Origin of the sequence: Rhizobium sp. 768_B6_N1_8, from assembly GCF_051811225.1 — a bacterium.
In the GTDB taxonomy this organism is placed as follows: Bacteria; Pseudomonadota; Alphaproteobacteria; order Rhizobiales; family Rhizobiaceae; genus Rhizobium.
On the sequence record NZ_JBPWPV010000002.1, the window covers coordinates 1,343,651 to 1,359,255 of the forward strand.

Below are 15,605 nucleotides of genomic sequence, written 5' to 3' on the forward strand. Positions count from 1 at the left end.
GAGATCGTCATGGATTTCGGCCTCAGCGAAGAACAGGAAATGATCGTCGAGACGGTCCGCGGCTTCGTCGAAACCGAAATCTATCCGCATGAAAACGAGGTTGAGCGCACCGGCATCGTCCCGCCAGATCTCGCGGTTGAGATCCGACGCAAATGCATCGACCTCGGTTTCTACGCCTGCAATTTCCCCGAAGAGGCCGGCGGCGCCGGCCTCGACCATGTCACCTTCACGCTGGTCGAGCGCGAACTTGGCCGCGGCTCCATGGCGCTAACAGTCTTTTTCGGCCGTCCCTCCGGCATCCTGATGGCCTGCGAGGGCGAGCAGCGCGAACGTTATTTGCTTCCTGCCGTCCGCGGAGAAAAGATCGACGCGCTGGCGATCACCGAACCGGACGCCGGTTCTGACATGCGCGGCATGAAATGCACCGCTCGCAGCAACGGTGGCGATTTCGTGCTCAATGGCACCAAGCATTTCATTTCGCATGCCGATGCCGCCGATTTCATCATCGTCTTTGCCGCAACCGGCGAGGAGGAAACGCCAAAGGGCCTCAAGAAGAAGATCACCGCATTTCTGGTCGATCGCGGCACGCCGGGCTTCGAAATTCTCAAAGGCTATGATTCTGTCTCCCACCGCGGCTATCACAATTGCACCCTGAGCTTTGCTGACTGCCGTATTCCGCAGTCCCAGGTGCTCGGCGAACTGCATCGCGGTTTCGAGCTTGCCAACCAATGGCTTTACGGCACGCGGCTGACGGTCGCCGCCACCTGCGTCGGCCGGGCGCGGCGCGTCTTCGACATGGCTTTGTCCTATGCCGCCGAGCGCAAGCAGTTCGGCAGACCGATCGGCGCCAACCAGGGTGTCTCCTTCAAGCTTGCCGACATGATCACGGAGATCGACGCAGCCGACTGGCTGACACTTTCGGCGGCATGGCGACTGGATGCCGGCCTATCCTCCGATCGCGAAATCGCTTCGGCCAAGCTCTACGCCTCTGAAATGCTTTCGCGCGTCACGGATGAGGCGATCCAGATCTATGGCGGCATGGGCCTGATGGATGACCTGCCGCTCGCCCGCTTCTGGCGTGATGCGCGCGTCGAGCGCATCTGGGACGGCACGTCGGAGATCCAGCGCCATATCATCAGCCGCGATCTCCTGCGGCCTCTGGGAGCGTAGCCGATGACGTCCCGCCCGCTCGATCGCCTGTTCAGACCACAAACGATCGCCGTCTTCGGCGGCCGTGAGGCGCGCCGGGTGATCGAACAGTGCGACCGGATGGGGTTTGCGGGTGAGATCTGGCCGGTTCATCCGACGCTCGATGAGGTCCTCGGACGGAGGTGTTACAGAAACGTTTCCGAACTGCCCTCTCCGCCAGACGCGGCCTTCGTCGGCGTCAACAGGTCATTGACCATCGAGATCGTCCGTAGCCTGTCGGCAGCTGGCGGCGGCGGCGCGGTCTGTTATGCCTCAGGCTTCAGCGAGGCCGTGGCGGAACTTGCCGATGGCGCCGACCTGCAACAGGCGCTGATTGCCGCTGCAGGCGACATGCCGATCCTAGGGCCGAACTGCTACGGCTTCATCAACGGCCTCGACGGCGCTCTGCTCTGGCCCGACCAGCACGGCATGATGCGCGTCGAACGCGGCGTGGCGATCCTGACCCAATCGTCGAATATAGCGCTCAACCTGACCATGCAGACGCGCGGTCTGCCGATCGCCTATGTCGTGACATCAGGCAACCAGGCGCAAACTTCGCTGTCCGACGTCGCCTGCGGCCTGCTTTCCGACCCGCGCGTGACGGCGCTTGGCCTGCATGTCGAAGGCTTTGGAGAGCCGGCCGCGCTCGAACGCCTCGCCGCCACTGCCCGCCTGACGAAAAAGCCTGTTGTCGTGCTGAAAGTCGGCAGGTCCGAACAGGCAAGACAGGCAACGCTTTCCCATACCGCATCGCTTGCCGGTGGCGATGCTCTGGCCGATGCGGTGCTTGCCCGCCTCGGCCTCGGCCGCGTCGAAACGCTGCCAGCGCTGCTTGAAACGCTGAAGCTCCTGCATGTCGCCGGCCCGCTGCCAGACCCTTCGATCTCCTCGATGAGCTGTTCAGGCGGCGAGGCCTCGTTGATGGCGGATGCAGCAGTCGGGCGCGCCGTCACGTTCCGGGAACTCGAACCAAGGCAATTGCCGCGTCTGAGGCGCATCCTCGGCGACATGGTGACGCTCTCCAATCCGCTCGACTACCACACGTTCGTGTGGGGCGATCTCGCGCGCCAGACAGAGGCTTTCACTGCCATGTTCGAGGGCGGCTACGCCCTTAATCTCGTCGTACTCGATTTTCCCCGCACCGACCGGTGCAGCACAGCCGACTGGGTGACGACGGCGGATGCCGTCATTGCCGCTGCCTCTGCGACAGGCGCGCTTGCCGGGGTCCTGGCGACCCTGCCCGAGACCATGCCGGAGGCCGTCGCCAGCCGCCTGATCGCCGAAGGCGTCGTTCCCTTCTGCGGCATTGATGAAACCCTGATTGCCGCGGAAGTCGCAGCCGGCATCGGCCATGCCTGGCGCAAACCGCCTCCCCTGCCGCTTCTCAATGTGCCGTCCGTTGAAGGCGCGGTCGAAACGCTGACGGAGGCCGATGCCAAGGTGGAACTCAACCTCGCCGGCCTTCGGATACCCAAAGGCCTGATTGCGAGTACGCCCCTTCAGGCGGCAGATTGTGCTGAGCGGATCGGCTTTCCCGTCGTCCTGAAAGCGCTCGGCGTCGCACACAAGACCGAAGCAGGAGCGGTCGTACTCAACCTGAAGGATGCAAGGGCCGTATCGGATGCCGCATCAAAGATGGCTGCGACAAGCGGTTTTCTGGTCGAGCAGATGATCGACCGTCCCGTCGCCGAGCTGATTGTCGGCGCCTCCCGCGACCCGGTTTTCGGATTGTCGCTGACGCTTGGCGCCGGCGGGATTTTCGTCGAATTGCTGGAGGATTCCGTCATTCTGCCACTGCCAACGACGAGATCGGATATTTCAGAAGCAATTTCACGCCTGAAGATCGCAAAATTGATTGAAGGATATCGTGGAGGCCCGAAGGGCGACCTCGAAGCGACCGTGACGGCTGTCGCACGGGCGGCAGATTATGTCGTAATGAATGCGGCACGGCTGGAGGAACTCGACATTAATCCATTGATGGTTCTTCCCGAAAGTCGCGGCGTTGCCGCAGTCGATGCCCTGATCCGGCGAAGGAGGTAGCATAGGTTGAGCGACCCCATTCGCACCCGACAGGTTGACGCAGTGCTGGAAGTCATCATCGACCGGCCGAAGGCAAATGCCATCGACCTTGCGACCAGCCGCGCCATGGGATTGGTATTCCGGGATTTCCGTGACGACCCTTCGCTGCGCGTGGCGATCATCTCCGGCGCGGGCGAGAAATTCTTCTCTGCCGGATGGGACCTGAAGGCTGCCGCAGCAGGCGACGCGGTCGACGGCGACTATGGTGTCGGCGGTTTCGGCGGGCTGCAAGAACTGCGCGACCTCAACAAGCCGGTCATCTGTGCCGTCAACGGCATCTGTTGCGGCGGCGGGCTGGAGATCGCGCTCTCCGCCGACCTGATCCTCGCAGCCGAACATGCGACCTTCGCCCTTCCGGAAATCCGCTCCGGCACGGTTGCCGATGCCGCCTCGGTGAAGCTACCGAAGCGCATCCCCTATCATATCGCCATGGACATGCTTTTGACCGGCCGCTGGCTTGACGTCCAGGAGGCGCATCGCTGGGGTTTCGTCAACGAAATCCTGCCAGAGCACAAGCTGATGGAGCGGGCCTGGGATCTCGCCCGCCTGCTCGAAAGCGGACCGCCGCTCGTCTACGCGGCAATCAAGGAAATCGTCCGTGAATCGGAGGGTTCGACCTTCCAGACTGCCATGAACAAAATCACCAAACGGCAGTTTGCGACGGTCGACCGACTTTATTCGAGCGAGGACCAATTGGAAGGCGCACGGGCTTTCGCCGAGAAACGAAGCCCTAACTGGAAAGGACGGTAACAAGGCGGCGGCAACCGCATCATCTTCCCGCAAGCGTGCGGGCACCGCGAACGGAAGAGGAAACCGTTCGGGGATCATGCCCAAAAACCGAAGTCAACGCACCATAAGAAGGAGAAGGGGAATGAACGACTACACGAAATATCTCGCAAGCCGGGTGACCGCCGGTGGCCTCAGCCGCCGCGAATTCCTGGGACGCGCCATGGCAGCCGGCCTGACGCTTGCTGTTGCCGATAAGCTCTTTACCGAAAGTGCCGAGGCCGCTGAACCGAAGCGTGGCGGTCATCTGAAGCTTGGTCTCGAAGGTGGTGCCGCCACCGATTCGAAGGATCCGGCGAAGTTCCTGTCGCAGGTCATGTTCTGCATCGGCCGCTGCTGGGGCGACATGCTGGTCGAATCCGATCCGCTGACGGGTGCTGCCGTGCCGTCGCTTGCCGAATCCTGGGAGCCGTCGAAGGACGCGGCGACCTGGACCTTCAAGATCCGCAAGGGCGTCAAGTTCCACGATGGCAAGGAACTCACCATCGACGACGTCGTTGCGACGCTGAAGCGTCACACCGACGCGAAGTCGGAATCCGGCGCGCTCGGTGTTCTCGGTTCGATCAAGGAGATCAAGGCCGACGGCGGCAATCTCGTGCTGACGCTTTCCGAAGGCAATGCCGACATGCCGCTACTGCTGTCGGACTACCATCTGGTCATACAGCCGAACGGCGGCGTCGACGATCCGCTGGCCTCGATCGGCACCGGCCCTTACAAGATGACGAGCTTCGAGCCCGGCGTCCGCGCCACCTTCGAGAGGAACAAGGACGATTGGCGCACGGACCGGGGTTATGTCGATTCGATCGAAATCATCGGCATGAACGACGCCACCGCCCGCATCGCGGCACTGTCGTCCGGCCAGGTCCACTACATCAACCGCGTCGATCCGAAGACCGTCAATCTGCTGAAACGCGCTCCGAACGTCGAGATCCTCTCGACCGCCGGCCGCGGCCACTACGTCTTCATCATGCACTGCGATAAGGCGCCGTTCGACAACAACGACCTGCGCCTGGCGCTCAAATACGCCATGGACCGCGAGACCATGGTGGAGAAGATCCTCGGCGGTTACGGCAAGGTCGGCAACGACTTCCCGATCAACAGCACCTATGCGCTTTTCCCCGAGGGCATCGAGCAGCGCGTCTACGATCCCGACAAGGCGGCCTTCCACTACAAGAAATCAGGCCACAGCGGTTCGGTCCTTCTACGCACTTCCGAAGTCGCCTTCCCCGGAGGTGTCGACGCGGCCGTCCTCTATCAGGAAAGCTGCAAGAAGGCCGGCATCGAGATCGAGGTCAAGCGCGAGCCGGGCGACGGTTACTGGACCAACGTCTGGAACGTCCAGCCCTTCTCGACCTCCTATTGGGGCGGCCGTCCGACGCAGGACCAGATGTATTCCACCGCCTATCTCTCGACGGCGGACTGGAACGACACCAAGTTCAAGCGTCCTGACTTCGACAAGCTGTTGCTGCAGGCCCGCTCCGAACTTGATGAAGCCAAGCGCAAGGACATGTATCGCACCATGGCGATGATGGTACGCGACGAGGGCGGCGTGATCCTGCCGATGTTCAACGATTTCGTGAACGCCTCCACCAAGCAGGTGAAGGGTTATGTGCACGACATCGGCAACGACATGTCGAACGGCTACGTCGCAACGCGCGTCTGGCTGGACGCCTGATGGCAAGGGGGCACATGCCCCTCCGACCTTCAACGAAGCCGGGACCGTGGGATGAAAACCCGCGGTCCTCCCGACGTTTTAGCGCGAGGTCCTCGCCATGACCAATCCTGCCTCAAGCAATATCTTGCCCGGCCTCAGGTTCCGGCAGCGTTTTCCGCTGCTTGCCCTCATCCTCGAGCGCTTCGTGCTCAGCCTCGTGCTGCTTTTTGCCGTTTCCATCCTGATCTTCGGCGGCCTTGAAGCCTTGCCAGGCGATTTTGCTACCACCTATCTCGGCCAGTCGGCAACGCCGCAGGCCGTTGCCAATATTCGCCAGGACCTCGGATTGAACCGCCCGGTCACGACGCGTTACGTCGAATGGCTCGGCAACGCCGTCCAGGGTGATTTCGGCACTTCCTGGGCGAGCAAGAATTCGGTGAGCGAACAGATCGGCAAGCGCCTCGGCAATTCGCTTTTTCTGGCTGGTTTCGCAGCCGTGATATCCGTGCCGCTCGCCATCGGCCTCGGCATGCTGTCGGTGCACTTCCGGGGCCGCCTGCCTGATAAGATCATCAACGTCATCTCGCTTGCGGCGATCTCCTTGCCAGAATTCTTCATCGGCTACCTGCTGATCCTGTTCTTCGCCGTGAAGTTCGGCATGGCCACATTTCCCGCGACGGTCTACGACAGCATGGGCTTCGTCGAGCGATTGAAGGCGATCGCGCTGCCGACGGCGACCCTCGTGCTCGTCGTGCTCGCGCACATGATGCGCATGACGCGGGCTGCGATCCTCTCCGTCATGTCCTCGGCCTATATGGAGACCGCGGAGCTGAAGGGCCTTAGCGCCTTCCGCGCGATCGTCAAACACGCCGCCCCCAATGCGCTCGCGCCGATCATCAACGTCGTCGCATTGAACCTCGCCTATCTCGTCGTCGGCGTCGTCGTTGTCGAAGTGGTCTTCGTCTATCCCGGCATGGGGCAATATATGGTCGATGCAGTCACCGTGCGCGACATGCCGGTGGTACAGGCCTGTGGCCTGATCTTTGCCGCCGTCTACATCTTCCTCAACATGCTGGCCGATATCCTCGCGATCATCGCCAATCCCAGGCTGAGGCATCCAAGATGAGATTGCGAGATATCCCCATCACCGCCTGGATCGGCATGTTTGGCATCGCCGTCGCCTTCATCTTCGCGATCTTCGCACCCTGGATCGCGCCCTATGGCGAGACGCAGGTCGTCGGCGACGTCTGGGCGCCTGCCAACGCCAACTATGTCTTCGGTCTCGACAATCTCGGCCGCGACATCCTCTCGCGCCTGATCTACGGCGCGCGCACGACGCTAATGGTCTCATCCGCCGCCACCGTCATCTCCTTCTCGCTCGGCGTCATCTTAAGCTTCACCGCGGCCGTCTCGCGCGGCCTCATCGACACCGTCCTCTCACGCTTCAACGATCTGATGATGTCGATCCCGACGCTGATCTTCGCGCTCGTGGTTCTTGCGGTGCTGCCGCAAAACCTCATCGTCCTGATCCTGGTCATGGCTATCCTCGATTCCACCCGTGTCTACCGTCTTGGCCGCGCCGTCGCACTCGATGTCGCGGTGATGGAATTCGTCGAGGCGGCGAAGCTCCGTGGCGAAGGCAAGCTCTGGATCATCTTCCGCGAGATCCTGCCGAACACGCTGTCGCCGCTGCTTGCCGAATTCGGGCTGCGTTTCGCCTTCTCGATCCTGTTCCTCTCGACATTGTCCTTCCTCGGCCTCGGAATTCAACCGCCCGCGGCCGATTGGGGCGGCATGGTCAAGGACAACAAGGACGGCATCATCTTCGGCATTTCCGCAGCGCTGGTGCCGGGCACGGCGATCGCCGTGCTTGCCGTCTGTGTCAACCTCGTCGTCGACTGGCTCTTAAAACGCACATCCAGCCTCAAGGGAGGGCGCGGCGATGCCTGAGCTTCTTTCAGTTCGCAATCTGAGGATCGAAGCAACCAGCTATCCGCCGGGCGAACCGCCCAGGCGGGTGACGATCGTCGATGGGGTTTCCTTCGACCTGCAGAGGGGCAAGGTTCTCGGCCTTATCGGGGAATCGGGTGCCGGCAAGTCGACGATCGGCCTTTCCGCGCTCGCCTATGGCCGGGGTGGAGCCGAAATCACCGGTGGCGAGGTGCTGCTCGACGGCGACAATATCCTGGCGCTCGGCAAGTACGGCATCCGTCAAATCCGCGGCGCGCGGGTCTGCTACGTGGCGCAATCTGCGGCCGCTGCCTTCAATCCTGCGCATCGGCTCGGCGATCAGGTGGTCGAAGCGTCGATCAAACATGGATTGATGAGCAAGGAGGAGGCGCGCAAACGAGCGCTCTATCTGTTCGGGGTTCTCGGCCTGCCCAATCCCGAAAGCTTCGGCGAGCGCTTTCCCCATCAGGTCTCGGGCGGCCAGCTGCAGCGCGCCATGACAGCGATGGCGCTCTGCTCCAACCCCGAACTGATCGTCTTTGACGAACCGACCACGGCACTTGACGTCACCACCCAGATCGACGTCCTGGCAGCGATCAAGCACGCCATCGAGGAGACCCATACCGCGGCTCTCTACATTACCCACGACCTTGCCGTCGTCGCCCAGATTTCCGACGACATCATGGTGCTGCGCCATGGTCGGACGGTGGAATATGGCAGCGTCCGGCAGATCATCGAAGAGCCACGGGAGGATTATACCCGCGCCCTCGTCAATGTCCGGCAGAGCTTGCGACAGGAAGCAACCGACCAGTCCGACACTTTATTGAAAGTCGAAAACGTCAGCGCGGAATATTCCAATGGCTTCAAGGTCCTGAACGATGTCAGCCTCCATCTACCGAAGGGACAGACACTAGCGATCGTCGGTGAATCGGGCTCGGGAAAATCGACGCTCGCCCGCGTCATCACCGGGCTCTTGGCGCCCAGCGCCGGGACGATCTCCTTTGCCGGCAAGCCGTTGACCGCCGAGGTCAGGCATCGTTCGCGCGACGATCTGCGGCGCATCCAGCTCATCTATCAGATGGCCGACACGGCGATGAACCCGCGCCAGACCGTGCGCGACATCATCGGTCGACCGCTGACCTTCTACTACGGCCTCAGGGGAGCCACGAAGACGGCCCGCGTGAAGGAATTGCTCGACCAGATCGAGATGGGCAACGGCTTCCTCAACCGCTACCCGGCAGAGCTCTCGGGCGGCCAGAAGCAGCGCGTCGCGATTGCCCGCGCGCTGGCCGCAAAACCCGAGCTCATCCTGTGCGACGAGCCGACCTCGGCCCTCGACCCGCTGGTGGCAGAAGGCATCCTGAAGCTGCTGCTGCGCCTGCAGGAAGAGGAAAAGCTCTCCTACATCTTCATCACACACGACATCGCCATCGTGCGGGCCATTGCCGATAGCGTCGCAGTCATGCACCGCGGCAGGCTCGTTCGCTTCGGACCGAAATCGAAGGCGCTCTCGCCGCCCTTCGATGACTACACCGACCTGCTCCTGAAATCCGTCCCGGAAATGGAGATCGGCTGGCTGGAAAAAGTGTTGACCACCCGCCGGATGGAGAGTGCCGGAAACTGAACCGTCACGGCGGCCAGTTGCGTTCGGCGGCCTGAAAGATTGCTTCCAAGGAGAACCATGAGCCAACGCTCCTTCACGACGATCGAAAACCAGTGGATCACGCTCAGTGACGGGACGCGCCTTGCCGCGCGCATCTGGATGCCCGATGGTGCGGACGCCGATCCGGTGCCGGCCGTCTTCGAATTCCTGCCCTATCGCAAACGCGATGGAACGAGCCTGCGCGATGAGTCGACCTATCCGGTCTTTGCCGCCGCCGGCATTGCCGGTGTGCGTGTCGACATCCGCGGCTCGGGCGAATCCGAAGGCGTGATCGACGGCGAATATACCGAGCTTGAGCTTGCCAATGCCTGCGAACTGATAACCTGGATCGCCGCCCAGCCCTGGTCCAATGGCTCGGTCGGCATGATGGGCATTTCCTGGGGCGGGTTCAACAGCCTGCAGGTCGCAGCCCTTCGCCCCCCGGCATTGAAGGCCGTCATCTCGATCGCCTCGACGGTCGACCGCTATAATGACGACATCCATTACAAGAACGGCTGTCACCTTTCCGCACAGCTCTCCTGGGCCGCGACCATGCTCGGCTACCAGTCTCGCCCGCCCGATCCTGCCATCGTCGGTGATCGCTGGAAGGACATATGGCTGGGGCGGCTGGAAAACGAGCCCTTCTTCATGGAGGAGTGGCTTAGCCACCAGCGACGCGACGCGTTCTGGAAACACGGTTCGATCTGTGAGGATTTCTCAAGCGTCGAGATCCCGGCGCTGGTGATTGCCGGCTGGGCCGACGGCTATCGCAATACGCCGCTGAAGGCGATCGCGGGGCTTGGGGCGGGAGCCAAGGCGCTGATTGGTCCCTGGGTTCACAAATATCCGCATTTCGCCTTTCCAAAGCCGCGCGCCGATTTCCATGGCGAAGCGATCGCCTGGTGGAACCGCTGGCTGCGCGGCGAAGAAAACGGTGCGGAAAACACGCCGCAGCTTCGCGCCTACATCCTCGATGCCGTGCGCCCTGCCCCGCGCCGCGATGCCGATCCCGGTTTCTGGGTCGCCATGGACATATGGCATGCGCCGACAATGCAATTCTTCCACGTCGGTTCGTCGGGCCGGATCGAGGAAGGTAAGGCCGAGCCGCAGGCATTGGCGCACGAGGTCTATCTGCGCTCGCCGCTCGATACAGGAACAGCATCGGGGGAATATTTCACGCTGAAACCGGATGCCGAAATGGCCATCGACCAGCGCGGGGACGATGCCGGTTCGCTCATATTCGAGACCGCGCCACTTGCCGAAGATCACGACTATCTCGGCCAGCCTATTGTTACCGTGGCGCTACGCTGTGAGGAGAAGACCGCAAATCTCTGCGTACGGCTCGTCGATGTGCATGAGGACGGTACTGCGACACGCGTTTCCTTCGGCGTCCTCAATCTTGCTCATCGTGATAGCAATGCAGAGCCCAGACCCATGAAGAGCAGAGAGCGGACGACGGTGCGCCTGATGCTCGATGCCTGCGGCTACCGCTTTCGCGCTGGCCATCGCATTCGCCTTTCGCTTTCGACGGCCTATTGGCCGATGATCCTGCCGCCGCCGACTAATCCCGGCCTTGTCATCGATACGGCCTCAATCGAACTTGCCCTGCCGATACTTACCGATCATCGCCTCATCGCCGTGAAGGAGCCGGATAATCCCGATCCACTGCCGAAATATATCGAGCATGCGCCGGCGGAAACCAAAAGGCAGGTCATCAGGGAGCTTTCCGCCAATCGAACAGAATACCGCATTCACGAGGATACCGGCCTTTTCGAGCATCCCGACACCGGGCTCAGCACGCGCCAGGTGCGGGATGAGACATGGTCGATTTCGCCGGATGACTCGCTCTCGATGACGGGGCAATCTACCTGGACCTGCGATATGCAGCGTCCCGGCTGGTCCGTGACGACGGTTGCAACCGCATCGATCGGTTGCACGGCAACGCACTGGATCATCGCCGCCACGGTCATCGCCCATGAAGGCGGAATAAAAATCTTTGAGAAGGATTTTGGCGAGACGGCAATCGCTCGCGATCTGATGTAGCCGTCAGCGCGATGCGAAGAGCCGTGCCGCCTCGCATACCGCCTTGAAGCCGGCCCGGGCACCCTCGCTCATATGGCGGGCACGTAGCCACGCATGCACCATCTGCGGTTCCTCGCGGAACCAGACTTCCACGCCGGCCTCCGCAAGCCGGGCAGCGTAGGTGCGCCCGTCGTCTCGCAAGGGATCGAACCGCGCGACCGTGATGAAGGCGGGTGCAAGCCCCTCGACAGAACCCGCATGAAGCGGCGCGGCCACAGGGTGGCGCGACGGAGCCTGCAGGACGTCGCGATAATAGGCGACATCAGCCGTGGTCAGGCCAGGTGCATTTGCCATTTCCACATAGGAACCCTTCTGCAGGTCGCCGCCCAACGCCGGATAGACGAGGACCTGACCGGCAACACCGGGTAGCGCCTCCTCCAGCGCCCTGATGGCGAGCCCCGCCGCCAGATTGGCGCCGGCGCTATCGCCGATGATGACGACCTTGCTGCCAACGGACGACAGAAGGTGTTTCAAGATGAGGAAACAATCCTCGCTCTGCGCCGGCCAGCGGTACTCGGGTGCCAGCCGGTAATCGACGGAAACAAGTTCAGCGCCGGCAAAATCGGCGATTTCAGCACAGATCGAGTGATGGCTTTCGAGCGAGCCGACAACGAAGCCGCCGCCGTGAAGATAAAGGAGAACAGTTGATGTCGTGATTGTCCGCGGCCGATACCGGCGGATCGGTATACGCAGCACCATGCCATCGGCATAGACCAGCCCCTGCGGCAGAAGGTGGTCAAAGCGCGCGCAGAGTGCATCATACCATTGCCGTTGCTGCTGGATCGATGCTTCGACCGCGTCCGGTGGATAAAAGCCTTCGCAAATCTCCAGAAATTCCAGAATGCCCTCTTCGGTGGGCATCGGTCGGGCGATCGACATGAAGATCCTTCCGCGTGCTCGCAAGATGCTGTCGAGGCGATGGCCAGCCAGCCAATACCGCATCATGCACGCACTCCGCCGCGACGCCTGTCTTGGCGCGACCCTTGGTGTCGCCGGCAAGTCTGTCGCTGGAAAACAGGCCCCGCGCTTGTCCGGAACAACCGATGTCGGCGAGGCGATAGTGCGCAGTCACTCGGTCGGCTATCGTCGATGTGTCAATTGCGACCCACGCCGCCAAGAGGATCACTCATGCGACGACCAGTGCCGGTTCTGAAGAGGATAATGGATCCGATCGGCACTTGCGCCGCCGACAAGACGGTTCCGTCAGGCGTTCGCCAGCTGGTGGCGGACACATCCGTAAGCCCTTCCGCCTAAAAGCCATCGAACACGAGCAGCAGCGACATATCATGGCCCGTCCCAATATTCTCATCATCATGGTCGATCAGCTTAACGGCACGCTGTTTCCGGACGGGCCGGCCGACTTCCTGCATGCACCACATCTCAAGGCACTCGCGGCACGTTCGGTCCGCTTTGCCAATAGCTACACGGCAAGCCCTCTGTGTGCTCCGGCGCGCGCCTCCTTCATGTCGGGTCAGTTGCCGAGCCGAACGCGCGTCTACGACAATGCGGCCGAATTTGCCTCGGATATTCCGACCTATGCGCACCATCTCAGGTCCGCCGGCTATCACACCAGCCTGTCGGGCAAGATGCATTTCGTCGGCCCTGACCAGCTGCACGGCTTCGAGGAGCGCCTGACGACCGATATCTACCCGGCCGATTTCGGCTGGACGCCCGATTACCGCAAGCCTGGAGAGCGGATCGACTGGTGGTATCACAATCTCGGCTCGGTCACCGGCGCGGGGGTCGCCGAGATCACCAATCAGCTCGAATATGACGACGAGGTCGCCTACAATGCCACCCGCAAGCTCTACGACCTGTCACGCCGGCAGGACGAGCGTCCCTGGTGCCTGACCGTTAGTTTCACCCATCCTCACGATCCCTATGTCGCCAGGCGCAAATTCTGGGATCTCTACGAGGACTGCCCGGCCCTTGACCCGACTGTTCCGGCACTGCCTTTCGACGAGATGGATCCGCATTCGCAGCGTCTGCTCGAAGCCTGCGACTATACGGCCTTCGATATTGCCGCCGAGCAGATCCGTCGGGCCAGGCGCGGCTATTTCGCCAACATCTCCTATATCGACGAGAAAGTCGGGGAAATCCTCGAGGTGCTGGAGCGGGGGCGGATGCGCGACAATACCGTCATCCTGTTCGTCTCGGACCATGGGGACATGCTCGGCGAGCGCGGCCTATGGTTCAAGATGTGCTTCTTCGACGGGTCTGCGCGCGTCCCGCTGATGATATCGGCACCCGACTGGCAGCCCGCCTTGATCGATCAGCCGGTCTCCACTCTTGACGTTACACCGACGCTCGCATGCCTTGCCGGCCTGGATATTTCGGCGATTGCCAAATGGACGGATGGCGAAGATTTGGCACAGCTGTTGAATGGCGCGAAAGCCCGCGGTCCGGTTTTGATGGAATATGCGGCCGAAGGATCGATAGCACCGCTGGTGGGCATTCGCGCCGGGCGCTTCAAACTGACGGTCTGCGAGAAGGATCCCCCCCTGCTGTTCAACCTTCAGGCCGATCCCCACGAGCTCGTCAATCTGGCCGGAGATCCGGCCTATGCGAACACGCTGGACACGCTTCTCGATCAGGCGAAGCTACGTTGGGACCTTGCAGCTTTCGATGAAGCGGTTCGAGAAAGCCAGGCACGGCGCTGGGTCGTCTATCCGGCCTTGCGCGAGGGAGCCTACTATCCCTGGGATTATCAACCCCTGCAGAAAGCCGCCGAGCGATACATGCGCAATCATATGGATCTGAACGTGCTGGAGGAAAACCAGCGGTTTCCTCGGGGCGAATGACGCTCCGGCACACCATTGGGCGCCACATGTGTCCGCCGGCCCGACCACCCGCACTTTCGTGATACATCCGCTTGCGGGCTGATCTGCACCTTCCTCAAGCGCAATCATCTGCGCGACAGGCCATCTTTCAATGCGGCGTTTGTCGCCATCAATCCCGATCCAAAGCCTTGCTCAAACCTCGGCTTCCAGGATTTCGATCGTCGACAGCAGCAGCATGCGTGCCCCCGAGACAACGTGATGCGGCGCCGCATATTCGGCTTCGTTATGGCTGAGGCCATCGCGGCAAGGCACGAAGATCATTGCCGCGGGCGCGACCCGGTTGACGAACAGCGCATCGTGGAAGGCACCTGACAACATTCTCCTGGTTGCCAGTCCGCCTTTCACCGCGGCTCTGTCCAATGCATCCAGCACCTTTTGAGGAAAGTTGGCCGGCGGCATATTGAAGGTCTGCCTGAGCGCAACCTGGCAACGTTCTGCTTGGGCTCGTTCACCAAAGACTTGCTCGATGGCCGCGCTCAGCCGCTCGATCTCTGATGGATCCGGGTGACGGATGTCGATGGTGCATCGCGCTATCTGCGGGATGGCGTTGATGGCACCGGGTTCTACGGCGATACGTCCGACGGTAAATCGGGCACGATCGTCCTGAGGCATGATACTGGCGTAGAGTCCGTCGAGGGCCGCGATCATCGCGCGAAGCGGATCTCGTCGATAGTTGAGTGCGGTGGTCCCAGCATGGGCGGTCTGGCCCGAGACCGTCACTTCCAGCCACCGCGTCCCCTGAATGCCGGTGACGATACCGATAGGGATATCCTCTTTCTCCAGAGAAGGTCCCTGCTCGATATGCACTTCGAGATATGCGTAAGCAGGAAAGCCGAGATCGCGCATCGCGGCCTGCGGAAGACTGGCAACGGTTGCTCTCAGCTCGTCGTCAAACCGTGCGCCATCGGTTGCGATGAGGTTGGACCACGCAAGCGGAATTTCGCCTGCAGAGAATGCTGATGACCCCATGCAGCCGGGTGCGAAGCGGCATCCCTCCTCGTTGGTCCAGGCAACCACCTCGATCGGCCTTCCGGTTTCAACGCCGGCATCCTCAAGACTTTCCAGAACCTCGAAAGCCGACAGCGTTCCGAGCGCACCATCAAAGCGGCCTCCAGACGGCTGGCTGTCGAGGTGGCTGCCGATCAGGAGCGGTGCCGCCGTCTCGTCCCTGCCCGGGCGGCGGATGAAGAGATTGGCGGCGGGATCCTGGAACACGCCGAAACCGCGCGCCTCTGCCAACTCTGCCAGCAGCAACCGGGCCTGTCGATCCAGCTCCGTCAAAGCCTGGCGATTGACGCCGCCGCCCGCGGTCGCGCCGATCTCGGCAAACCGATCCAGGCGTTCCAGCAGACGTTCTCCATTGATAACGGGATTGCCAGTCATG

Annotated in this window: 11 protein-coding genes; 9 read left to right on the forward strand and 2 right to left on the reverse strand. The window is 61.7% G+C overall.

The genetic code is table 11. From position 1 onward, the window contains the following. The first annotated feature begins 9 nt into the window (after positions 1-9). The 8 genes from AB8B33_RS30465 (at position 10) to AB8B33_RS30500 (ending at position 11,342) form a co-directional block, all read left to right on the forward strand. Positions 10-1,170 carry an acyl-CoA dehydrogenase family protein gene (locus AB8B33_RS30465; protein ID WP_439018891.1) on the forward strand — a complete coding sequence of 387 codons (1,161 nt, stop codon included), beginning with the start codon at positions 10-12 and terminating at the stop codon, positions 1,168-1,170. A 3-nt stretch (positions 1,171-1,173) separates the two neighbouring features. Next, a complete protein-coding gene (locus AB8B33_RS30470; protein WP_439018225.1) occupies positions 1,174-3,228 on the forward strand; it encodes an acetate--CoA ligase family protein in 2,055 nt (684 codons plus the stop codon). 6 nt (positions 3,229-3,234) lie between these two features. Continuing rightward, a complete protein-coding gene (locus AB8B33_RS30475; protein ID WP_439018226.1) occupies positions 3,235-4,017 on the forward strand; it encodes a carnitinyl-CoA dehydratase in 783 nt (260 codons plus the stop codon). 121 nt (positions 4,018-4,138) lie between these two features. Further along, entirely contained in the window at positions 4,139-5,728 is a 1,590-nt protein-coding gene (locus tag AB8B33_RS30480) for an ABC transporter substrate-binding protein (protein ID WP_113325140.1), read from the forward strand. 97 nt (positions 5,729-5,825) lie between these two features. Then, on the forward strand, positions 5,826-6,833 hold the full coding sequence (locus AB8B33_RS30485) for an ABC transporter permease (RefSeq protein ID WP_439018227.1): 1,008 nt from the start codon (positions 5,826-5,828) through the stop codon (positions 6,831-6,833). After that, entirely contained in the window at positions 6,830-7,657 is an 828-nt protein-coding gene (locus AB8B33_RS30490) for an ABC transporter permease (protein WP_439018228.1), read from the forward strand. Before AB8B33_RS30485 ends, AB8B33_RS30490 begins: the two co-directional genes overlap by 4 nt. Continuing rightward, positions 7,650-9,281: an ABC transporter ATP-binding protein gene (locus AB8B33_RS30495; RefSeq protein ID WP_439018229.1), complete on the forward strand. Its 1,632-nt coding sequence runs from the start codon at positions 7,650-7,652 to the stop codon at positions 9,279-9,281. The genes AB8B33_RS30490 and AB8B33_RS30495 overlap by 8 nt, the downstream gene beginning before the upstream one ends. Before the next feature lie 57 nt (positions 9,282-9,338). Beyond that, entirely contained in the window at positions 9,339-11,342 is a 2,004-nt protein-coding gene (locus AB8B33_RS30500) for a CocE/NonD family hydrolase (RefSeq protein WP_439018230.1), read from the forward strand. 3 nt (positions 11,343-11,345) lie between these two features. Here the strand turns inward: AB8B33_RS30500 and AB8B33_RS30505 are convergent, their stop codons facing one another. Then, positions 11,346-12,260, reverse strand: coding sequence for an alpha/beta hydrolase (locus tag AB8B33_RS30505; protein WP_113325556.1), 915 nt, complete (start codon positions 12,258-12,260; stop codon positions 11,346-11,348). Between the two features lie 407 nt (positions 12,261-12,667). Here AB8B33_RS30505 and betC point away from each other — a divergent pair, with 407 nt between their 5' ends. After that, complete coding sequence (gene betC / locus AB8B33_RS30510; protein WP_439018231.1) at positions 12,668-14,182, forward strand: choline-sulfatase; 1,515 nt, start codon at positions 12,668-12,670, stop codon at positions 14,180-14,182. Between the two features lie 171 nt (positions 14,183-14,353). Here betC and AB8B33_RS30515 read toward each other — a convergent pair whose 3' ends face one another. Next, positions 14,354-15,604 carry a Zn-dependent hydrolase gene (locus AB8B33_RS30515; protein ID WP_439018232.1) on the reverse strand — a complete coding sequence of 417 codons (1,251 nt, stop codon included), beginning with the start codon at positions 15,602-15,604 and terminating at the stop codon, positions 14,354-14,356. Between the last annotated feature and the right edge of the window lies 1 nt (position 15,605).

What these genes read in the sequence shown, in the direction of transcription:
- AB8B33_RS30465 (WP_439018891.1), top strand. Translation starts at nt 10, where the DNA reads ATGGATTTCGGCCTCAGCGAAGAACAGGAAATGATCGTCGAGACGGTC.
- AB8B33_RS30470 (WP_439018225.1), top strand. Translation starts at nt 1,174, where the DNA reads ATGACGTCCCGCCCGCTCGATCGCCTGTTCAGACCACAAACGATCGCC.
- AB8B33_RS30480 (WP_113325140.1), top strand. Translation starts at nt 4,139, where the DNA reads ATGAACGACTACACGAAATATCTCGCAAGCCGGGTGACCGCCGGTGGC.
- AB8B33_RS30485 (WP_439018227.1), top strand. Translation starts at nt 5,826, where the DNA reads ATGACCAATCCTGCCTCAAGCAATATCTTGCCCGGCCTCAGGTTCCGG.
- AB8B33_RS30490 (WP_439018228.1), top strand. Translation starts at nt 6,830, where the DNA reads ATGAGATTGCGAGATATCCCCATCACCGCCTGGATCGGCATGTTTGGC.
- AB8B33_RS30495 (WP_439018229.1), top strand. Translation starts at nt 7,650, where the DNA reads ATGCCTGAGCTTCTTTCAGTTCGCAATCTGAGGATCGAAGCAACCAGC.
- AB8B33_RS30500 (WP_439018230.1), top strand. Translation starts at nt 9,339, where the DNA reads ATGAGCCAACGCTCCTTCACGACGATCGAAAACCAGTGGATCACGCTC.
- AB8B33_RS30505 (WP_113325556.1), bottom strand. Translation starts at nt 12,260, where the DNA reads ATGTCGATCGCCCGACCGATGCCCACCGAAGAGGGCATTCTGGAATTT.
- betC (WP_439018231.1), top strand. Translation starts at nt 12,668, where the DNA reads ATGGCCCGTCCCAATATTCTCATCATCATGGTCGATCAGCTTAACGGC.
- AB8B33_RS30515 (WP_439018232.1), bottom strand. Translation starts at nt 15,604, where the DNA reads ATGACTGGCAATCCCGTTATCAATGGAGAACGTCTGCTGGAACGCCTG.